The following is a 21560-nucleotide window of genomic DNA, read 5'->3' as shown; positions in this document are numbered from 1 at the left end:
GCCCTATAACTACTGCAACAAAAAAAGACCAAAACAGGGAAAGGCTGCTACATTATAGCGACACGCTTTCCCCATATTGATCCTGTCTGCGGACCTAATCTAATTGAAATTACGCACTTTTTTTCGTTATAAGCTATAGGGCTTAGATCGTATATTTTTCACGTGCATTTTGAATTTTGGTAATATATCTTTGCGTTTCCAGCGGAAGCTTGTCCAGTACAGCCATTAACTGTTCATCACTATTTACACCAAGCCGCTGCACCCGTCCGGGACCTGCATTATATGCAGCCAGCGCCATATTTTCTTGTCCGTTAAACCGTTTAATCTGGTAAGACAAATAACGAACACCTGCATCAATATTTTGAACAGGATCATATGGGTCACTGACTCCCAGACCTTGAGCCGTAGCATCCATAAGCTGCATAAGCCCTTTGGCTCCGGCCGAAGAAGTGACCGACGGATTGAATGAAGATTCCGTATCAATAACTGCTTTAATCAACGCTACTGGAATGCCGTATTTCTGACTAGCCTCGTTAATCAAATCATCATATGCTGTAGGTGTTGTGGGTCCGTCTGTTGCTGTACTGGAAGGAGCGGGATACAGTGACGAAGCCGTTCCCCTGGAAGGTCCCAATTGAAGCCATAGTAAACCGTTTTCGTCTCTGGTAACATCACTTGAATTTTCTCGAGTCACAGCACCATCTGTTTCCAACTGACCTACTTGTTCCAGTAATCCGGAAAAAGCGTCCGTTGTACCCGTCTGGGTTGTAGCACTCATATTATTTAACAGCTGCATGTCTAACATGGACTTGGACACGCGCGGATCAATTTGCATGTGGTGTTCCCAACTTTCTATAGTTGTTGTATCCCAAATAGCTTGTCATTACTGCTATGATACAACTTTTTACTATGTACTTCCATACCTTTTAATGAAAAAAAGCTCCGTTTCTGTCGAAAAGACAGCGGAGCTTTATAGATCAGCTTTAATGTAATTATATCACTAAGATGATTTTTCTCGGATATACAAAAGAAAACTGAGCTTTTTCCTCCAGTAGGGTCAACGAACGAACGGGATAAAAGCAAAATAACTCAATGTTGCCAGCGCCCCAAGACCAATCGACCAAATGCCGGTCGTTTTGCTGCCATTCACATAAGCAAAAAAACCTAAAACTGCAGCAATAGGCCCCAGCACAATTGACCACATAAACAATGAGGCAATTCCTGCAGCCAGACCAATATAGCCAGAAATACGACCACTATTGTTTATAACCTGCTTTTCACCCTTGACCTCATGTCGAGTCACAACTGATCCGGGAGCAACCTCTGCTGCATATTCTTCACGATCATTACGGCGCTTGGCAGATCGTTCATGAATGTGACGGGGGTAATCTACACGTTTGCGGCTAACATGCTCTTCATTCTGATGCTTGTCGTTTTCATGATCTTCCATAATAAACTGCACCTCCAAATGCGAAATGAATCGCGTAATAAAATTCACACGGACTTCGGCTTAAAAGTGTGGCAACAGGTTGCGGCTGACGTGGCAGCCTTATCACGTTCTTCTGAACTGAAGCTTTCTCCCGCATATTCTTCTTTAAATTTCTTTCCGGCATGACCATCAACTTCAATCATGATCAAATCTGCCTTGCACAAGTTGTTTTCTCCCCAATAATGGCAATTGGCTACGCTACACTTAACGATTGGCTTGGCCTCTTGGCTCATGATCATCACCTCGGATTCATTGTCCCCCCGCTACCCTGCACCTATGCGTTCATGGTATATGGCAGTTGGTGACATACGAAAAAAGCCGCTTCCTTCACCTCCTCCAAAATGGCAGGAAGCAAGTAGAAAACGGCTTGCTTGTCTTGTTTTAGTTTTTGATTAGAAATGATCTTCCCCGTTGAATGCTTTAGGCATGAGTACGTCGAGTCTGCATCCGGCGCTGAGTCAAATAGTCACTTTCATAATAAGTCAGATCATCACGCAATTCTTCAAAATTTTTCGTAATGTCCATGATCACTTCGCGAGCGGCTGGCACTGGCGTTTTACGGAAGCGGATAGCATCTTGTCCCGTATACGCATAGCGTCCATCCTCTGCGTAAGATTCATTTTTGGGATAAAAAAAGCTGTTCACGCAGTCATGGTAAACGTTATACAATGCCTTTTCCGCAAAATCGACGTCAAAATTGGCACGGCGTAAAGCCACACCCAGCTTTTCATAAGATACTTCGGAAAAAACAAGGACATGACGGAGATCCGACAAAAAGCCTTTGTAAAAAAGTACGGACTCCTCATTGCCATCTGCAACCAGTTGCGGCAGAGCATGCTCATTGAGGAATGTTTCCACCCGTTTCACGGCAGTTTTCAGTCTCTCCTGCGCCGACTCACATAATTTTTGTACGTTGACTGCTGACATCAAGGCAGCTCCCCCTTATTTGTTGCTTGTTCATCAATTTGGTTACCCGAAAATAGTCCTTCTAACCGAAAGAGCTGTAATTTTCAGTATTTATCCTACCACAAATGAGCATTGAAAGGTATAAAAACATGCCAACCTCCTCACGCTAAACCATAAATTTATGAATACTCAAGGAGGACGGTCCCATGTCTCGGCGAAAATGGTTAAAACCCCTGCTAGGAGCAGCTGCCGGGGTGCTTCTCATCACACTGATGCTGCCTTCCCGTGATCATCGCCCTACACCGCAACCCGAATATACGGCCAAGATGGTGCCACAGCAAGAGAAGCAGCTCAAAAAAGGAATGTTGGCTTTGGACCTGTCCGCTACGGATACCCTCACACGCATGGATGCAAGGCAGGATATTCAATACGTGATGCGGGAGCTTGATGGTAAAACTGCTGATCAGAAAAGACAGTTTACTCGCACACTGCAGCAATCACACAGTCATCTTCATACGTTACTGTGGATTCACACACGCGACGGGAACACGAGCACCTATACGGGCAGCAAAGCACAAACTCGTCTGCTCAGTCATCCTCAAATCAAAAGCAGCTTGGCTGCGGCTCGCCGTTCCGTCATGCAAAATAAATCCTACGAATCTGCTGCATTTCAGGCTGAAGGCGGTAAATATTTTGTCATGGCAGAACCATCGGCTGACGGAACATGCGGCGTTGCTGCCCTGATCAGTCAGCAAGTATTGCGTGACGTGGAGAAGCATCAGCGGAAGAATTTGCGTTTGATTCCCTATCCAAAAGAAGGCAGCTACAAAATCGAATCCGTACATCCCGACACATTGCACGATATAACTGTCAAGACGGGCCACGACAACGAAAATGCAAGCCATTATTTCGAAAACGAAATTGTCGTTCGCTTCCGTCACAATCCTGATTCACGACAACTGCAGGAAATCGCAGCAGATTTACACTGTGCGCCAGGCCGCAAGCTTGGTTATACCTATGTATTTCATTCGGATAGGATGAACTTCAAGGAACTAAAGCAATATTTTTCAAGAAAGTGGAACCCGCTTTATACTGAGCCTCACTATATGTATCTAACCAATGAGAAAACACCTATCAAAGCGGACAGCTCTATCCCCAATGATTTGCTCTTTTCCCGCTATCAATGGAATCTGCCGGCTACTGAAACCAACCGGGGTTGGAAATTAAGCAAAGGCAGCAAGGACGTAATTGTCGCTGTCGTAGATACGGGAGTAGATTTGGATCACCCCGACCTAAAAGGTCAAATCCTTTCAGGTCATAACGTGGTAAATCCGTCTGAAAAGCCTTATGATGACGTCGGTCACGGAACGCACGTCGCTGGGATCATTTCTGCACTCGTGAATAATGGTGAGGGGGTCGCTGGCATGACATGGTACAACAAAGTCATGCCGATTAAGGTTCTTGACCAATCCGGCTCCGGTACGACTTACTCGGTTGCAGAAGGTATTATATGGGCAGCTGATCATGGGGCCAAGGTCATCAATTTGAGTCTGGGCAATTACGCACAAGCTGAATTTTTGCATGATGCAATCAAATACGCCTATGATAAAGATGTCGTATTAGTTGCAGCTACAGGTAATGACAATACGGAACGACCTGGCTATCCAGCAGCGTATCCTGAAGTATTTGCCGTTTCCGCTACAGATTCTTCTATGCACCGTGCATCCTTTTCTAACTATGGAGATTATGTAGACGTCATGGCTCCAGGTGCAAGTATTGCCAGTACGTACCCAGGGAACCAATATGCTGCACTGTCGGGTACTTCAATGGCCAGTCCCCATGTATCAGCGCTTGCTGCACTGATTCGATCCATTAACCCCGATCTGACCAACAAAGAGGTTATGGATTTAATGAGAAGCAGCGTAATTGACTTGGGCACACCCGGGCATGACAAATATTTCGGATATGGTCAAATTGACGTGTATAAAGCGTTGAAAGCAGCACAACGTCCATATGTTCCTTTGCAATTCTATCCACAGCATTTAAGTGACAAGTTAAAATCAATATTAAAGAAACTGGAAACGTAAGATTCCTTATTGGAAAAAAGCAGCCATGTTGCTCCATGGCTGCTTTTTTGGGCTTTATTAACGCTTGGAACTGCTGCGAACAGGACGCTTGCCATGGCTGCGAGTATGACAGCAAGGTTCTCCAGGGTCCTTTATACTCACCGGAAATACGTGATGAGGTACAGGTACAATGTGCGTCTGATTAACAATTTCAATCGGATGAACCACAGGCACGACTTGTGGGAAAAATTGATGATTTACAAATTGGATCGGCGGGCACACGATCGGGTCGTAGGGGCAATGACTCATAATGTGCAACTCCTTTCGGTGAATTAGTACAGCATATTAAGAAGGCGTGTGCTGTGCTTGGATGTTTACCCCCTAATACAAATATCCCTTATAAAATAGGCTTCCGTTCAACAATGACCGAATGATCAAGCAGTTCGCCCAACAAACGGCACAGTTTGTGAAGACCTGTTTTAAGTGTTTCCTTGTCCGCATACGAAAAAGAAATACGGATATGATTACTGTCCATACCACCTGCATAGCATACTGCACCAGGTAAAAAGGAAACTCCTTCTCGGTCAGCCAGCCGCTCCAATTCTGGAATATCAACATTAGGTGGAAGCTTAATCCACACATTTAAGCCGCCTTCGGGAGCATACCAGCTGACCTCTGGCGGAGCATAGCGCTGGAGCGTATGCAACGCGACTGTCAACCGATCCCGCATTTGTTCCCGCAACCTAACAAGATGCTGATCAAGTCGGTTCTTGATAAAGGGCAATAGCGCTTTTTGCGTTAATAGAGGGCTCCCCAAATCCGTAGTAGACTTGGCAGCCACCAAACGATCCATTACACTGCCAGTGGCCGCTACACAAGCTATACGGCAGCCGGGAGCAACGGTTTTGCTAAAGCTTTTGATATATATCACATGTCCGGACTGATCATGCGCCTTGATAGAGAGTGGCGGCTTTGTTTTATAGTATAGGTCGGAAAATGGATCATCCTCAACAATGAGGCAATGATAACTTTGAGCTAGATCCAGTAATTGTGTGCGTCTGGCCATCGTTAAAGTTACTCCGGTAGGATTATGAAAGGTGGGTATCGTGTAGATTAGTTTTGGGGGATGAGTGTCACAGAGACGTGTGAGGATATCAATCCGCATGCCCTGCTCATCCATCGGAATCATAATTACTTTGGCACCACGACTGGTAAACACATCAATGGCCCCCGTATATGTAGGAGCCTCCATGTAGACAACATCACCAGAACCAACAAAGGTACGTGCCACCAAGTCAATGCCCTGTTGGGCACCACTAGTCACGAGCAGCTGTTCTGCCACTGTGCATATACCGCGTTCGTTCAGGTGATCTGCAAACACTTCCCTCAGCGCTAAATCACCTTCAAAAGTCCCGTATGCTGCCATTGCATCGGGATTTCCAGAGGATAGACGTTGAGTATCAGCGATGATTTCGCGTGTAGGAAGAAGCTCCGGTTGAATTGCTGCTATATGAAAAGAATAAGGAAACTGTCTGCTATGGTTAAAGTTTCTCCATAACTGTGCGCGCGGCAAATAATCGATCAGCGACATTTGCCATGACAAGTCCTGTGCTCCCTCACGTTGAACAGCTACCGAAGGCTCCGCTACATAGCAACCTTTTCCCTGTGTACAGGTAACCAAATGAATAGACTCCAACTCAGCATACGCCTTGCTTACAGTTACGGGACTTACCGCAAGCAGACTGGACAAATGACGGACAGAGGGAAGCTTTGTGCCCTGAGGCAGCAATCCAGACTGGATGCGATCTGCTAATGTTTTGGCAATCTGTAAATATAATTTGACACTGCTATTGCGGCTGAGATCAATATGCATCGGAACCGTCCCCTCCAAAAATCAACTGTTACATTTAGACGTTTACTGTTATACTTCATTATCGATATAATACAACAAATTTCATAGTACAGTATAGAACACAGGAGATGATTGGATTGGAACACAAATTTTCGGGTATGGCTCGTACTCAGGGCTCGTCCATGGTAAGGGACATTTTAAAGCTGACACAGGGAACAGATGTGTTATCTCTGGCAGGCGGCCTTCCGGCCGATGCCTTTTTCCCCATCGAAGCTGTTGCTAAAGCCTATGAGCGGGTATTTCGTCTCGGCGGTACTACCGCTCTTCAATACGGCCTAACCGAGGGCTACATTCCTCTACGGGAACGTCTTGCAGCAATCATGTCATCCCAAGGCATCTCCGTCACCAGAGATAATATCATCATGACGACGGGCTCACAGCAGACCATTGATCTGGTTTCGCGTGTGTTGCTCGATCCGCAGGATACTGTATTGGTGGAGTCCCCTACTTATTTGGCAGCTCTTCAGGTATTTAATTCCTATGGTGCCAACATTGTAAGTGTAGATACAGACTCTAACGGTATGCGATTAGAAGATCTTGAAGCCAAGCTCAAAAAACATCAGCCTAAATTCGTGTATGTCATCCCCACCTTCTCCAACCCGGCAGGAAGTGTTTGGAGTATGGAACGCAGAACGGGCGTTGTTGAACTATGCCGTAAATACGGCACTTTGATTTTTGAAGATGATCCTTACGGACGTCTTAAATTTGACGAAAACCTTAACTTTCCATCCCTTTTCTCAATTGATCAACAACTAGGTGGAGACGGTCATGTGATGTACACTTCTACATTCTCTAAAACCGTTGCTCCTGGTGTTCGCTCTGGATGGTTGGTAGCCGATCAAGCTATCGTCGTTAAAGTCGCGAATGCCAAACAATCTGCCGATCTGCACTCCAGCAGTATTGATCAACGTGCTTTGAATGAGTTATTGGACTTTTTTGACTTGGACGGACATATTCGTACCGTGTCCGCCGAGTACTACACTCGTATGCTACGTCTCACATCGCTGATGAAAGAACGTCAATGGGAAGGAATCACCTGGAATGATGCACTCGGCGGTATGTTTATGTGGGTTACTCTACCCGAGGGCTTCCGTTCTGATCGGTTGCTGCAACTCGCAATTCAGGAAGGAGTCGCATTTGTCCCCGGACAAGTCTTCTATGCTGACCTAAGTGGCAGCAACCACATGCGGATCAACTTCACGCATACGGATCCTTCCCTGCTGCCTAAAGCGGTTGACCGATTGGATCGAGCACTGAAGATGTACACAGAGGAAAGTGTGGTAAAAAGCGTGTGATGATGGAGTTGGCAGGATATGTACGTGAGGCCGCTTCACGAATCATTTGATTTTACGATCGCTGTTACCCCCTGATTCGTTTGGAATTTGAATAGTATGGTGGAATCTGGGACAAAGGTGCAGGCCTCGCTTCTACAGATTCAAATGCGTTGCTACGCTAACTACGTGCCTCATCCTCGAACGGTTTTACGGTAGAGGAAGTAAAAATTAAAATGAAAGCCCCCAGTAATTATGCTGGGGGCTTCATTCTAAGAAGGCACTATGTCTGCGTAATACGGTATGTTAAAAAGGGTGTGCCATGATTCCCGTTGGAATATGACACACCCTTTTTAATTCAATAAATACATTTGGATTAAAAGCTTTCATGCAAACAGGTCATTTACAAAAGTTAAATTTATACATTTTAAGGTGTTGCAGTGGGGAAAGTTTTCCGTAAGCCGGGTTCTGTGCTATTCGTGGTACAGACGGGAACTACCCTCCCACTACAAGCGACAATCATCTATCTAGGCCGAACATTGCTATCCAGCTCCAGCGACCAACCTAGACACGCCTCGGGCTAAGGCTGCTTCGCGAAGAAGCTGTGTCCCATTAGGTCTTGCTCCAGATGGGGTTTACCAGGAACGAAGTCACCAGCGTTCCTCGGGGTCTCTTACACCTCGGTTCCATCCTTGCCTGTGCCGCAAGCGGCCATCGGCGGTCCATTTCTGTGGCACTATCCTTCAACTCGCGCTGACTGGACGTTATCCAGCATCCTGCCCTATGGAGCCCGGACTTTCCTCTCGCGGCTCACGCCGCCAGCGATTGTCTGTCAAACTTTCCGAACAACATTACATAGTATACAGGGAACGCGCGCATGATACAACCCTGAAAATATTGTAAAAAGTAGAAAGCTCCCTTTATTTTCTCATAGGCGTTGGTTTTACAAAAATTGAAAAGGCTCGGTTTCTACCTGAGATACATGTACTTCCGTTGAATAACGACCTTCTGCCAAGCGTTTGCGCATCCATTCTACGGTTTTAGGCTTCATAATCTTTTCAGCGTTATGTCCAGGGTCAATAATAGCAATCCCCGCCATAAGGGCATCCTGAGCCGTGTGATAGTCAATATCCCCCGTGACTAATACGTCAGCTCCCTTAAAGAGCGACTTGTTCACATAACGGCTGCCAGAGCCCCCAAGCACGGCTGCCTTTTTGATCGTACGATCTAAGTCGCCCACCACACGTACATGCTCGACGTTGAGACCGTTTTTCACAACATCGACAAACTCCCGTAACGTACGGGCTTCCTTGAGCTTGCCTACCCGCCCCAGACCAAAGCTACGGCCTTGCAAATCCATATGGTACAGGTCATAAGCCACCTCTTCATAAGGATGAGCCTTCAGCATCGCTTGAACAACTTTACTGCGTACACCCTGCGGTACAATGGTCTCGATACGAACCTCTTCACTACGTTCCATTTTACCCGGCTCACCCAAAAACGGCTGTGTGCCTTCACCCGGCACAAAAGTTCCGTAGCCGTCAATGTTAAAGCTGCAATGGCTGTAGTTGCCGATATGTCCAGCTCCCGCCCCTAATACGGCATCCAGTACCCGTTGATGATGTGTTTTGGGTACGAAAACAACAAGCTTGAATAATTGCTCGGTGTGAACATCCTCCAGCGTACCCTCACTTTGAATACCCAGAGCTTCCGCCATCCAGTCATTCATGCCGTCCTCAGCCGTATCCAGATTCGTATGACTGATGTAGACAGCAATATCATTCTTGATCAGCTTTTCATACAATCTGCCCGCAGGCTGATCCGTGTTCAATGCTTTAAGTGGGCGGAATATAATCGCATGATGTGCAATAATGAGATCAGCTTTTATGTGGATTGCCTCTTCGACAACCTCATCATTAACATCCAGGGCTACTAATATGTTTTTGATTTCCTTTTGCAGACTACCCAGCTGAAGCCCGATTCTATCGTCCGGAACTGCCAAGTATTTCGGAGCCAGCTGCTCCATGTAGCTAATCACTGTCTGTCCTTTGGCAAACATGCAAGTACCTCCTCTAGCTGTTCAATTTGCTTGCGCAATTGCTCCCGCTTATGCTGTGCGGATTCCTGATCTGATCGTGCCACTTGTGCCAGCACATCCTCAAGCTTGCGAATCTCCAATTTCCATTTATAAAAAAAGATTTCATTCGGTGCTTTGACCAATAGCGGTCCGAGTTGCATTAACAAATCCTGTGTCAGTACCAGCGAACTATCGGGAAGTTTCCATGGTTGATACAGCTCATCCTGTTTCAGTGGGCTTACCGAATCAGGTACGGCCGTCAGAATTTCATATATTTTTCCGTCTTCTTCCATAATATGTTCACTTGTTAGTACCCATTGATGTTCGATGAGCCAACGGCGTAAGATATCCTCGCCTACGTTAGGCTGTAGAACAAGCCGTTTCACTGAAACAAGCTTGTCTTTCCCTTGCTCTAAAATGGAAGCGATCAAGGCACCACCCATGCCGGCTATCGTAATAACATCAACCTCATTGGCCTTAATTACAGCCAAGCCATCTCCCTTTCTAACCGCAATGCGATCAGTAAGACCTGCTTCGGCCACCTGCTTTTGAGCCGCACGTAACGGACCATCGTTGACCTCACCCGCCACGGCTTGCGGTACTCTGCCACTACGCACTGCAGCCACAGGGAGTAGTCCATGATCCGAGCCAATATCCGCAAGTCTGCTCCCGGCAGGAATTTGTTCCATAATATATTGTAATCGTTGAGAAAGTTTCATGACGTCACCCACGTAATCCATTTTTTTCGAGTCCAAAATAAAATTCCTACAACAAATGCCAACTTCAGTATGCTGTAAAATACCACATCACCCGCCGCTTGATGGCGCAGGATAATCATGTCTGCTTCAGCCATGAATGCTAGTGTCATGCCTATAGCGAAATAAATCAAAGCGAGACCCGGAAAGCGGCGATGTACCCACCAGCTTAGCCAGATCAACAATACTGAGTGCAAAATCCAAAATGCCTCAAGCATCACTAAAGTTGCTGTAGGCCAGTGGCGGCCTATAAGGACCGCGTACACTAAAAGCAGCCCAGCAAGACCACAGTAATGAAGTAAGCTGATCCGCAAAGTTAATCCCACAAGACACCATACCACACCGCATAGGCCTACGAGCAAAAGAAACCAAACCCTAGCTTCACCTTGATGGAGCTGAATGATCCACACACCCGAACCCAGCATAATCGCACTGCCTAAAGTGCTCAACAACGCACTCATACTCTTTTCGGAAGACCGCCAAAATGCGGCCACTCCATAGCAAATCGTAGTAACTGCACTTGCCGAGAATATTTGCATTGCCAACGGAAAAGCGGTAAAATAAAAACCGATCAAACAAATGCAGGAAATAATGACAAAACCAAGAAGCCAGGCGATCCCATGCCCGTGTCTAAGATATGTAAGCAGCCCGGTGTTGTTACGGTTCTGGCTCTGCGACGGATCTTCGTCCTCCCGATACAGGTTAGACAAAAAATCGCAATATTGCTCAGGGAGCAGCCGACTTCGCCGCCAATGCTCAATTTCATGTAACAGTATTGCCCGTTTTTTCTCCTGGTCCAAGCTTCTTCCCCTCCACCAAGGCTGCCATGAGATAAAAAAAGACCTCCTGCGCGCTTCAAGCCGCAGAAGGTCCGCAATGTTACGCTTCTATTCGAGGAAATCCTTCAGTCGCTTACTGCGGCTTGGATGGCGCAACTTACGCAGCGCTTTGGCCTCAATCTGACGAATACGTTCACGTGTAACACCGAACACTTTACCCACTTCTTCAAGGGTTCTGGTTCTTCCGTCGTCCAGACCAAAGCGGAGACGCAAAACATTCTCTTCCCGTTCGGTTAACGTATCCAGTACATCCTCGAGCTGTTCCTTCAGAAGTTCATAGGCAGCCGCATCTGCAGGCGCCAATGCTTCTTGATCCTCAATGAAATCCCCCAGATGTGAGTCATCCTCTTCACCAATTGGTGTTTCCAATGAAACAGGTTCTTGGGCAATTTTCATAATTTCCCGTACTTTTTCCACGCTCAGCTCCATCTCGGCAGCCACTTCCTCCGGCGTAGGTTCGCGCCCCAACTCTTGCAACAGTTGACGCGATACGCGAATCAGCTTGTTGATCGTTTCCACCATATGCACCGGAATACGGATTGTTCTCGCCTGATCGGCTATTGCGCGCGTAATGGCCTGACGAATCCACCAAGTTGCATACGTACTGAATTTAAAGCCTTTTTCGTAATCAAATTTTTCTACTGCCTTAATCAAACCCATATTACCTTCCTGAATCAGATCCAGGAAAAGCATTCCGCGACCAACATAACGTTTGGCAATACTTACAACCAGACGCAAGTTCGCTTCTGCCAACCGACGCTTAGCTTCTTCATCGCCGTTATTGATCCGTTTGGCAAGCTCCACCTCATCATCAGCAGAAAGCAACGGTACACGACCGATTTCCTTCAAGTACATCCGGACCGGGTCATTAATTTTAATACCGGGAGGCAGGCTCAGATCGTCATCGAAATTAAAATCATCCCCATCATTGTTTTCCGGGTCGTCATTTTGACGCAATCTGGTAACTTCTTCGTCGTTGTCATTCACAACTTCAATCCCCAAGTCACCCAGTTGCTCATAAAACTCATCCATTTGCTCGGGGTCCTGATCAAACGGCGACAGTTTTTCCATGATATCTTTGTAGTTCAGAGAAGAACTTTTTTTACCCAACTCAATCAGTTGATCTTTGACCTGATCCAGTGTTAGTTCCGTCTCCAGTTCAGTATGCTGATCATTCGCCATCTTTCGACTCCCTCCTCCCTAGAAACATCCGACCTCTGTGTGTTCATTGTCTCTCTAGGGCTATAATCTCACTTGCAATTTGTGCTGCGCGCAAAAAGTCACCCAAGCGCTCAGCGGCTCTCATTTCTTCCCTTTTCAAATCCAGTTGCTCCTGCAATGGAAATTTTCGCACCTGATGAATATAATCATCCAAAATGTGCGGTGCCCATACGCCTGGAGCATCCATCATCATGATCGAACTTACGTTCTTCTCCAGCCGGTCGTCTTGCAAAGATGAAATAAAACGGCTTGTATCTGGTAACTTCCCTTGCGCGTAATAGGCATATAGATAAGCAGCAATTGCTGCATGATCCTCAATATTAAAGGCGTCGCCCAGATGCTTTTCTACATACTCTGCAGCTTCTAAATCCTGCATCATCCAGTGAAGCAGCCTGCGCTCAGCCACATGGTAAGCCGGCAACAGATTAGGTGTGGAGACCTGCCCTTTTTTATGCCTACCATTATTCCACCCATTTTCGTTATTATCCCCAAAGTTCTGTTTTTTTTGCAGGGATTGACGCAGTAAATTGCATTCTTGCTTCAAGGTTTCAAAATCCACCTTGACTTCGGCTGATACTTCGCGCAGATACACTTCCCGCTCAGTCGGGGATGACAGAGGTGCAATGACATTTAATGCTTCGCGGGAATACGCGATTCTTCCTTCTTCCTCTTGCAGTATATGGTTTTTTTTCAGATATATAAGCTTAAATTTCACCGTTGAAACAGCACTTTCGATAATTTGACGCTGGAATCGTTCGCCGCCGTATTGCCGGATAAAATCATCCGGGTCCATACCGTCACTGACCAGCGCTACTTTCACGTGAAGTCCCGCATTTTCCAACAGCGGAAAATTTTTAAGCGCAGCAGCTTGTCCTGCCCGGTCACCATCATAACAAATAATGACCTCATCGCACAGTCCTTTTAACATCGTAGCATGGTGCTCCGTTAGAGCAGTGCCCATGGCGGCCACCCCATTTTGTACGCCAGCTTCCCATGCCGAGATGACATCACCGTAGCCTTCAAAAAGAACACTCTGGCGGAGCTTGCGAATTGAGGTTTTAGCATGATGAAGATTGTACAGCGTTCGGCTCTTGTTGAATAGCTTGGTCTCCGGTGAATTCAAATACTTCGGCTGTCCCTCACCAAGTATACGGCCTGCAAAGGCAATAACTTTTCCGTTGCGATTCCAAATGGGAAACATGATACGATCTCTGAACCGATCCACATATCCATCACCCTCATGCCGGGGAGAAATAAGCCCTCCCTTTTCCATCTCCACGAGATCAAAAGAACGCTTCTCCAGAAACTGAACGATCGTATCCCATCGGTTGGGTGCATAGCCAATTTGAAATTGATCAATGATCTTGTCACTGAATCCCCGTGAACGCAAGTACTCCATCGCTGGTTTGCCGTGCTCCGTATTTTTAAGCAAAAAATGGTACATCTTAGAAGTTAACTCATACGCTTGCAACAGCCTGTCCAACTCAGGATGCTGATGCGATGAATCACGTCCCTGCCATTCGCCGAGCGGGATATGACTTTCTTCTGCCATTGTCCTGACAGCTTCGGGAAAGGATAGTCCTTCGATTTCCATCATAAACTTGATGGCATTGCCTCCCGCGCCGCAGCCGTAGCAGTAAAAAATCTGACGATCCGGTGTCACGGTGAATGAAGGGGTTTTTTCGGAATGAAAAGGACAGAGGCCTTTCATATACTTCCCCTGCTTGGTCAAATGCACGTACTTGCTTACCGTATCTACAATATCATGATGTTGTAAAACCGACTCAATGATATCGTCCGGTATGTTACCTTGTCCGGCACTCATATTAACCACCTTCATCTCTTTAGCACGTAAATATAATTCGATACCGTTACTCATTCTCCTGCAAGCGAAGTAAAAGTTTTGTCAGTTTATGTTGAAAAACTTCACGATCCTCTAATGTAAACGGTTTAGGACCTTTTCCATAACGTCCTTTTTTCCGTTCTTTGGCAGAAGTATGACGTCGGTCAAGCATGAAATCTATCGAATCGTTTCGATACATAGCTCCGCGAAAAGACATCACTTCACAACCTTTTGCCAAGGCAAGTGCAGCAAGACCATAATCATTGGTGGTTACAATATCGCCGCGGCGGATATGATTGGCAATATAGAGATCGGCACTTTGGTCGCTTCGGTCTACTTTAACGATGCTTACGCCTTTGCTGCCCTGAATGAGATGATCATATGAAGATACCATAATAACCTCAATATGAAAACGGGAAGCTATCTCCGCAATTTCACTTTTAACAGGACAAGCGTCCCCGTCAACAACGATCCGCACATCCAGTAAAGTTCCGGTTCCCTCCATGAGCATCCCCCATCTCCATCCGCATTCGAGTAAAATACGGAACGGCTGCAAGATTACTCTTACACCGTTCCGTATATTTATACCCATTTTTTCAAGTTGTTCATACTACCACAACTGACGTTTAAACTACAAGCTTGGAAAAATCGGCAAAACGCTTCAGTTCTGAGTCAATAGCAGCCAGCAATGCCAAACGATTATTACGAACAGCATCATCCTCAGCCATAACCATAACGGAATCAAAGAACGCCGTCACCGCAGGGGTAATGGATGAAGCAAGCGCTAACGCCCGTGTCGCATCACCTTCCTGTAAAGCTACGCTATAAGATTCATAAGCGCTATACCATGCTTCGTAAAGCGTTTTTTCGCCTTGCTCCGTAAACTCACCTGTATTAACTGACTTATGAACTGCTTTAGCAGCCAGATTACCTACACGATTAAAGGACTCAACTGTTGCTTTGAATACCTCACCTGTTTGAACGGCAGTCATTAACGCAGTTCCGCGGTTAACAACGGAAGCGACGTCGTCATATCCAGCTGCAAGCACTGCATCCACAACGTCATAACGAAGTGTCTCAGACAATAGTTTCTTCACGCGTAATCCGAAAAACTCATGTAATTCTTTACGTATTTCATCCGCGGAACGTTTCATATTTCCAAGGTTGCCGTGCACATCGAGCGCGATATTGAACACATCAGACAACGTAGCCGAAAGCTTGCGATCCAACAATATCTGCACAATACCTGCTGCCTGGCGACGAAGCGCGTAAGGGTCCTGTGAACCTGTTGGAATAATACCGATGGAGAAGCAGCCTGTAATGGTATCTATCTTGTCTGCGATACTTACAATCGCTCCAGCATTCGTTGAAGGAACTGTTTCTCCTGCAAAACGCGGCTGGTAATGCTCAAACACCGCTCTTGCCACTTCTTCCTTCTCTCCAGCCTTACGAGCATAATCCTCACCCATCACACCTTGCAGTTCCGGGAACTCATATACCATTTGTGTTACCAGGTCAAATTTACAAATATCCGCTGCACGACTAACCGATTCCTGTGTATCTGGGGAAACGCGAAGCTTCTCTGCCAGAGCATCAGCAATACGGCGAATCCGGCGCACTTTGTCTCCAACCGTTCCCAGCTCTTCGTGGAAAACGATACTTTCCAATTTGGAGAGTGCATCCTTAATTTCCAGCTTCTGATCTTCTTCATAAAAGAATTTGGCATCAGACAGCCGCGCACGCAATACTTTTTCATTCCCTTTAGCAATGACTTCCAGCGATTGACTTCCTCCGTTACGTACCGTAACAAAGTATGGCAATAGCTCTCCTGTGTGATCCAGCACTGGGAAATAGCGTTGATGTTCGCGCATGGAAGTAATGAGTACATCCTTCGGAATGTTCAGGAACGCAGGATCAAAACCTCCGAACAGTACTGTTGGGGTTTCCACCAAATACAGCACTTCTTCCAGCAAATCATCCTTGACCGCAATCGTCCAATCTTTTTCGGCAGCCAGCGCTTCAATCTGCTTTACAATAAGCGATTGACGTTCCTCAATGTCCACAATGACATGCTGCTTGCGAAGCACTTCAACATAGTCAGCTGGACTTTCTACTACGGCATCCTGTCCCAGGAAACGATGCCCTCTTGTCACATTTCCTGACTGCACGCCGGCAATCTCCAAATTAACAATATCGCTACCAAACAAGGCAATCAACCAGCGGATCGGACGAACAAATTTAAAGTCATAACTTGCCCAGCGCATGAATTTAGGGAATGTCATGGCATGTAAAATGTGCAATAAACCTTCGGACAGTACATCCGCTGTTGGTACACCTATGCTGCTCTTAGTTGCGTAAATATATTCCACGCCTCCAAGCTCCTTGAACGTGAACTGTTCAGGATCAACACCTTGGCTGCGAGCAAAGCCTAGTGCAGCCTTGCTCCAGTTACCAGCCTCGTCGAGTGCGATTTTGCGGGAAGGACCTTTAACTTCTTCGTTAATATCTTCTTGCTTCTCCGCTACTTCCTTGACAAGTACCGCCAAACGGCGAGGTGTAGCATAAACCTCTACAGCACCATAAGCAATACGCGAACTGTCAAGCCACGCCGTCATACGCTGCTTCAACTGCTGAATTGCATTCGGGATAAAACGTGCAGGGACTTCTTCCAACCCGATCTCAAACAATAAATCCTTAGACATTTGCCGCACCTCCTTTCTTCAACAGCGGGAAGCCCAGCTTCTCGCGCTCCTCCAGATAGGTCGCAGCCACCTGACGCGCCAAATTACGCACTCGTATAATAAACCCAGTCCGTTCCGTCACACTGATCGCTCCGCGAGCGTCCAGCAAGTTGAACGCATGAGAACATTTCAGCACATAATCATAGGCTGGAAATACAAGATGCTGCGCCATCGCTTTATTTGCCTCTTCTTCGTACATATTAAAAAGAGTAAAGAGCATTTTGACGTCAGATACTTCGAACGTATACTTGGAATGCTCAAATTCAGGCTGGTGGAAGACATCACCGTACGTAATTCCATTGACCCACTCCAAATCGAACACATTCTCCTTGTCCTGGATGTAGGAAGCAAGACGCTCCATACCGTACGTGATTTCTACAGCAACCGGACTGGCATCAATACCGCCCACTTGCTGGAAATACGTGAATTGAGTAATTTCCATACCGTCCAGCCATACTTCCCAACCTAAGCCCCACGCTCCCAGCGTTGGTGCTTCCCAGTTGTCTTCAACGAAACGAATATCATGCTCCAAAGGGTTAATGCCCAAACGGCTCAAACTCTCCAAATACAATTCCTGAATGTTATCCGGTGAAGGCTTCAAAACTACTTGAAACTGATGATGCTGATACAGGCGATTCGGGTTCTCACCATAACGTCCGTCTGACGGACGACGAGAAGGCTCAACATAAGCTACGTTCCACGGCTCAGGTCCGATCGAACGTAAATACGTCATCGGGTTCATCGTGCCTGCCCCTTTTTCCGTGTCATACGGCTGTACAATAATACAGTTGTGTTCAGCCCAAAATTGTTGCAGCGTTAAAATCATCTGCTGAAAATTCATTGGTACACGCTCCCTTTCCAATTCCCTCAAATGTTGGTGATTTCTTCTCATAAGCTCGTATGTACAGGACTATTTTATCCCAAAAGCCTTGCTAGAGACAGCAAAAAGCCCCCGCCTCTACGCCTGTACAGACGTAGGGACGAGAGCTGACTCCCGCGGTTCCACCCTACTTGATTGCGATCCTACATCACCAATCAGATCGTAATCCTCTTTTCCGTGTCCATTCAGACGCTCCCGAGTGCCTTGTTCACGAAGAATTCCCACTGGGCTTACACCGTCCCCAACTCGCTAATTACAGAGAATACATCCCGCTACTTTCTCGTTCAATGCATCTGCTCCCGAAGGAGATATAGTAGGATATTACACGTTTTCAGCAATACAGTCAAGAGAATAGGGCGTTTCACATATCGTACTTGTCGAGCTGATCCAAGAAATTGCGGGATTTCAGCTTGACCTCCAACTGCATATCCATGAACTGACGCATGACATGTTTGATCTCCAGCTTTGTGGAGTCCTTTACGTCAATGTTGCCGAGCCGATTCAAATCCATTCTGGCGAACAAGCGCAGCAACTTCAATGTACGTGGAGTCACGCTCAATGCAGCTGGATCATAATGCTTGTAGCTCCGACACAAAACTCCGCCCAGCCTCGGACTGACAAACATATCTTCATCAGCACATTGTTGACCACTTGAAATACATGCATCAAGCTGAGGAGCATATCCGGCCGCCTGCAATATTTTAAATTCATAAATACTCATGACGATCAGCGGATCTTTGCCACTCTCCAGCGCCTCCAAACATGCTTTAAGCTGCTTAAACCAGAACGCGCCTGTTTCCTCATCCTGTAACACCCGATCGAGTAATTCACAAGCATAAGAAGCGTAAGCAGCTTTAGTAATATCCTCGCGTAATGTATGGTGGGATTGGATGATTTCACCGGCATTCAACGTGCCTAAGCCTGTGTTTCGAAAAAAAACGAATTCACCGTACGTAAACGGCTGCGTTAAAGCAGCGTGACGGCTTTTGGACTTTTTTGCACCTCTGACCAGCACGCCTGCTTTGCCTCCGCTTTCGGTGCAAAGCGTAATAATTTTGTTCCCCTCACCGTAATCCATGCTGCGGATGACGATTCCTTCCACCCTGTAAAGCATGCCTCTTCCCCCAAACATTCGCGAAGAAGCCAGTGGCTTGTACTATTCACGGGCTTCTTCATGCTCGTCCGACTCTCCCTCATCCGTGTCTTGCTCCCTTGTCACGGCGCTCTCCCGATATAACAGATACGCACCGACATCTCCAGTCATCGCAAAATACTTCCACGAAAAATCTCGCAATCGTATTCATCCTTTCTTCGGAAATGACGTTTGCATCTCAAAAATAGGATGATGCGAAGAGGGGAGAAGTATGCGATGAAATTAATGGATTACGTTGAAAAAGGCTACTGTATGAGGGTTATAACACCGCTCCGCTACAATGTGCACACAGTTACAATAACTCTTTTAAAAGCACTCCTTATTTCATCACTGGAAGAAAGGGGTAAAAAGAGCAAGAGTTAAGCGCCGCATATGCGCGGCGCTTTGAATGACCAAAAAACTGTTACTTATCTCAGTCATAGAGATCGGTACGGCCTTTTTATGATGCTTACAACAACTATACATATTTATTTAATATCAATTTTTTTAGCCTCAATAAACCCTTGAACTAAAGTGACGTAGAATCAAGTTCTGTTTTTAAGCGTCGCGATGGAAGCCAAGGTCACGAAGGACGCGTTCCTGGTTGCGCCAGTCTTTTTTGACCTTAACCCAAAGTTCCAGGAAAATCTTGGAGCCTAGCAGGTTTTGGATATCCTGGCGGGCCTGTTTGCCCACTTCTTTGAGCATGGCTCCCTGTTTGCCGATAATGATCCCCTTCTGGGAGTCACGCTCTACAAAAATAACAGCCATAATATGCACTACCCCATTATCCTGCACTTTCATGTCTTCAATCATAACCGCAATAGAATGGGGGACTTCCTCACGTGTCATATGCAGAATTTTTTCCCGAACCAGTTCGGAGATGACAAACTGTTCTGGATGGTCGGTAATTTGATCATCCGGATAATATTGCGGACCTTCTGGCAAGTATTTTTGCACCTGCTCCAGCAGGGTGTTTACATTGTTGCCCATTTTGGCCGAGATCGGTATGATTTCTGCAAAGTCGTACAACTTGCGATACTGCTCAATCAGGGGCAACAACGCTTCCGGCTCAATGCGATCAATTTTATTCAGCACCAAGATAACTGGCGTTTTTACTTGTTTAAGCTGTTCCGCAATAAAACGGTCGCCACCGCCTAGACCCTCAGCAGCGTCAATAAGAAAAAGTACCGCTTCTACTTCACCCAACGTATTAAAAGCAGTCTGATTCATGTAATCCCCTAATTTTGACTGGCGCTTATGAATCCCGGGTGTATCCAAAAATACAATTTGTGTGTCCTCTGTAGTAAATACGCCGTGAATTTTGTTGCGTGTAGTTTGTGGCTTGTCTGACATAATGGCGATCTTCTGCCCAATGACGTGGTTCATCAGTGTTGATTTTCCGACATTGGGTCTGCCAACAATTGCGACAAAGCCTGATTTAAAGTGTTTCTTAGCCATTTCATTTCCTCCAGCGCGATTAAGCACCTATTTTATTTTGGTTTTTCCATTAAAACAGCGAACTAATTAACGTTAACATAGGCCTATAAAACACAAATATACCAATAATTACAGCAAAAACCGCTGCCAGGAGCACGGCTCCGGCGGCGGTGTCTTTAGCCGCTTTGGCCAGCGGATGAATATCAGGTGAGATGAGATCCACCGCTGCTTCAACAGCGGTGTTGAACAGTTCGGCTACAATGACTATAGCGATAGCCACGCAGACGAATAACCAGTCGAGCCGGGAGATGTGCAGAGTTAAGCCTGCTACAATGACAAAGAGCGCCATGGCCACATGTATCCGCATATTTACTTGCGTACGCAGAGCGTACATCACGCCTTCTGCCGCATAGCGAAAGGTCATTCTCCAAGGCTGACGTCTCATTACCTTGTCAACCCCGCTTGAGCCAGTACAGCTTCCTGTTTGCCCATCATTTCAGCTTCACTCACATCATCCTGATGATCATAGCCTAACAGATGCAGAAAGCCGTGAACAAACAAAAAACCGATTTCACGCTCAATCGAATGTCCGTATTCTTCGCTCTGAGCTTGCGCTGTCTGTACAGAGATTATAATATCCCCCAGAACATCCGGTACATCATTCATTGAAGTTTCTTCATTCGGTTCGTAAATAATTTCAAGCTCTTCATCCAGTGTCTCCTTCATAGCAAAAGACAACACGTCGGTGGGACGATCAATTCCCCGATAGTCCCTGTTCAACTCATGAATTTGCTCATCATTAACGAAGGTAAGGGCTACCTCACCGTCTGTGACTCCTTCCACTTTGCCTGCCTCCTCCAATAAGGTGTTCAGCAACGTAATCAAGGATTCGTTAATTACCATATCGTTTTGTTCATTATTCCAAGCTAATTGAAGGCCCATGCCAACCGCTCCTTTTAATTCTAGTGCTCTAACCGTGCTTCGTGCA

23 protein-coding genes and 1 other RNA gene are annotated in these 21560 nt (G+C 46.3%); 3 read left to right on the top strand and 21 right to left on the bottom strand.

All coding sequences use genetic code 11. The features are described 5' to 3' along the window. Positions 1-142: 142 nt before the first annotated feature. From NSQ58_RS11245 to NSQ58_RS11230, 4 genes are all read right to left on the bottom strand, one after another. Positions 143-835 carry a lytic transglycosylase domain-containing protein gene (locus NSQ58_RS11245; RefSeq protein WP_023989469.1) on the bottom strand — a complete coding sequence of 231 codons (693 nt, stop codon included), beginning with the start codon at positions 833-835 and terminating at the stop codon, positions 143-145. A 222-nt stretch (positions 836-1057) separates the two neighbouring features. Continuing rightward, positions 1058-1450: a hypothetical protein gene (locus tag NSQ58_RS11240; protein WP_341057413.1), complete on the bottom strand. Its 393-nt coding sequence runs from the start codon at positions 1448-1450 to the stop codon at positions 1058-1060. Between the two features lie 44 nt (positions 1451-1494). Continuing rightward, a complete protein-coding gene (locus NSQ58_RS11235) occupies positions 1495-1722 on the bottom strand; it encodes a DUF1540 domain-containing protein (protein WP_013311120.1) in 228 nt (75 codons plus the stop codon). A gap of 187 nt (positions 1723-1909) precedes the next feature. Then, complete coding sequence (locus NSQ58_RS11230) at positions 1910-2416, bottom strand: YpuI family protein (RefSeq protein ID WP_013311121.1); 507 nt, start codon at positions 2414-2416, stop codon at positions 1910-1912. A gap of 185 nt (positions 2417-2601) precedes the next feature. Between NSQ58_RS11230 and NSQ58_RS11225 the strand changes: the two genes are divergently transcribed. Further along, a complete protein-coding gene (locus NSQ58_RS11225) occupies positions 2602-4482 on the top strand; it encodes a S8 family peptidase (protein ID WP_341057412.1) in 1881 nt (626 codons plus the stop codon). Positions 4483-4539: 57 nt separating this feature from the next. Here NSQ58_RS11225 and NSQ58_RS11220 read toward each other — a convergent pair whose 3' ends face one another. Beyond that, positions 4540-4770, bottom strand: coding sequence for a hypothetical protein (locus NSQ58_RS11220; protein WP_071558470.1), 231 nt, complete (start codon positions 4768-4770; stop codon positions 4540-4542). A gap of 88 nt (positions 4771-4858) precedes the next feature. Next, positions 4859-6334 (bottom strand): MocR-like pyridoxine biosynthesis transcription factor PdxR, encoded by a 1476-nt coding sequence (gene pdxR, locus NSQ58_RS11215; protein WP_053325778.1) that lies wholly within the window; start codon positions 6332-6334, stop codon positions 4859-4861. A gap of 116 nt (positions 6335-6450) precedes the next feature. Between pdxR and NSQ58_RS11210 the strand changes: the two genes are divergently transcribed. Next, positions 6451-7668 carry an aminotransferase-like domain-containing protein gene (locus NSQ58_RS11210; RefSeq protein WP_341057411.1) on the top strand — a complete coding sequence of 406 codons (1218 nt, stop codon included), beginning with the start codon at positions 6451-6453 and terminating at the stop codon, positions 7666-7668. Between the two features lie 418 nt (positions 7669-8086). Here the strand turns inward: NSQ58_RS11210 and rnpB are convergent. The 12 genes from rnpB to NSQ58_RS11150 all read right to left on the bottom strand — a co-directional run bounded on the left by rnpB (position 8087) and on the right by NSQ58_RS11150 (position 19294). Continuing rightward, positions 8087-8485: RNase P RNA component class A (rnpB, locus tag NSQ58_RS11205), an RNA gene on the bottom strand. A gap of 102 nt (positions 8486-8587) precedes the next feature. Then, positions 8588-9703: a Nif3-like dinuclear metal center hexameric protein gene (locus tag NSQ58_RS11200; protein WP_341057410.1), complete on the bottom strand. Its 1116-nt coding sequence runs from the start codon at positions 9701-9703 to the stop codon at positions 8588-8590. Further along, positions 9679-10440 carry a tRNA (adenine(22)-N(1))-methyltransferase gene (locus tag NSQ58_RS11195; RefSeq protein ID WP_341057409.1) on the bottom strand — a complete coding sequence of 254 codons (762 nt, stop codon included), beginning with the start codon at positions 10438-10440 and terminating at the stop codon, positions 9679-9681. Before NSQ58_RS11195 ends, NSQ58_RS11200 begins: the two co-directional genes overlap by 25 nt. Continuing rightward, the gene (locus NSQ58_RS11190; RefSeq protein ID WP_341057408.1) at positions 10437-11276 is read right to left on the bottom strand and encodes a hypothetical protein; all 840 of its coding nucleotides are present in this window, start codon (positions 11274-11276) and stop codon (positions 10437-10439) included. The genes NSQ58_RS11195 and NSQ58_RS11190 overlap by 4 nt, the downstream gene beginning before the upstream one ends. 87 nt (positions 11277-11363) lie before the next feature. Continuing rightward, positions 11364-12497, bottom strand: a complete 1134-nt coding sequence (gene rpoD / locus NSQ58_RS11185; protein WP_007431230.1) for an RNA polymerase sigma factor RpoD — start codon at positions 12495-12497, stop codon at positions 11364-11366. 43 nt (positions 12498-12540) lie between these two features. Continuing rightward, on the bottom strand, positions 12541-14415 hold the full coding sequence (dnaG, locus tag NSQ58_RS11180) for a DNA primase (protein WP_341057407.1): 1875 nt from the start codon (positions 14413-14415) through the stop codon (positions 12541-12543). Next, entirely contained in the window at positions 14408-14884 is a 477-nt protein-coding gene (locus tag NSQ58_RS11175) for a YaiI/YqxD family protein (protein ID WP_013311130.1), read from the bottom strand. The genes dnaG and NSQ58_RS11175 overlap by 8 nt, the downstream gene beginning before the upstream one ends. Positions 14885-15005: 121 nt before the next feature. Beyond that, complete coding sequence (glyS, locus tag NSQ58_RS11170; RefSeq protein WP_071558468.1) at positions 15006-17081, bottom strand: glycine--tRNA ligase subunit beta; 2076 nt, start codon at positions 17079-17081, stop codon at positions 15006-15008. Further along, the gene (gene glyQ / locus NSQ58_RS11165) at positions 17074-17961 is read right to left on the bottom strand and encodes a glycine--tRNA ligase subunit alpha (protein ID WP_023989480.1); all 888 of its coding nucleotides are present in this window, start codon (positions 17959-17961) and stop codon (positions 17074-17076) included. Before glyQ ends, glyS begins: the two co-directional genes overlap by 8 nt. A gap of 117 nt (positions 17962-18078) precedes the next feature. Next, on the bottom strand, positions 18079-18225 hold the full coding sequence (locus NSQ58_RS11160; RefSeq protein WP_155613687.1) for a hypothetical protein: 147 nt from the start codon (positions 18223-18225) through the stop codon (positions 18079-18081). A gap of 136 nt (positions 18226-18361) precedes the next feature. Further along, the gene (gene recO / locus NSQ58_RS11155) at positions 18362-19114 is read right to left on the bottom strand and encodes a DNA repair protein RecO (RefSeq protein WP_023989481.1); all 753 of its coding nucleotides are present in this window, start codon (positions 19112-19114) and stop codon (positions 18362-18364) included. Positions 19115-19156: 42 nt separating this feature from the next. After that, on the bottom strand, positions 19157-19294 hold the full coding sequence (locus tag NSQ58_RS11150) for a YqzL family protein (protein WP_013372137.1): 138 nt from the start codon (positions 19292-19294) through the stop codon (positions 19157-19159). Positions 19295-19369: 75 nt separating this feature from the next. On the opposite strand from NSQ58_RS11150, the gene NSQ58_RS11145 reads away from it, so the two are divergent. Beyond that, on the top strand, positions 19370-19516 hold the full coding sequence (locus NSQ58_RS11145) for a hypothetical protein (RefSeq protein WP_023989483.1): 147 nt from the start codon (positions 19370-19372) through the stop codon (positions 19514-19516). A gap of 174 nt (positions 19517-19690) precedes the next feature. Here NSQ58_RS11145 and era read toward each other — a convergent pair whose 3' ends face one another. From era to ybeY, 3 genes are read right to left on the bottom strand one after another with little or no spacing between them, the layout of a single operon-like run. After that, positions 19691-20593: a GTPase Era gene (era, locus tag NSQ58_RS11140; RefSeq protein ID WP_013311134.1), complete on the bottom strand. Its 903-nt coding sequence runs from the start codon at positions 20591-20593 to the stop codon at positions 19691-19693. Between the two features lie 49 nt (positions 20594-20642). Continuing rightward, the gene (locus NSQ58_RS11135; RefSeq protein WP_023989484.1) at positions 20643-21017 is read right to left on the bottom strand and encodes a diacylglycerol kinase family protein; all 375 of its coding nucleotides are present in this window, start codon (positions 21015-21017) and stop codon (positions 20643-20645) included. Continuing rightward, the gene (gene ybeY / locus NSQ58_RS11130; RefSeq protein ID WP_023989485.1) at positions 21017-21514 is read right to left on the bottom strand and encodes an rRNA maturation RNase YbeY; all 498 of its coding nucleotides are present in this window, start codon (positions 21512-21514) and stop codon (positions 21017-21019) included. The genes NSQ58_RS11135 and ybeY overlap by 1 nt, the downstream gene beginning before the upstream one ends. Positions 21515-21560 lie beyond the last annotated feature (46 nt).

The sequence above is a fragment of the Paenibacillus sp. FSL M7-0134 genome (assembly GCF_038007865.1).
GTDB lineage: Bacteria > Bacillota > Bacilli > Paenibacillales > Paenibacillaceae > Paenibacillus > Paenibacillus polymyxa_B.
The sequence above is the reverse complement of the archived record's forward strand: the minus strand, read 5'-3'. Positions and strand labels throughout refer to the sequence as shown.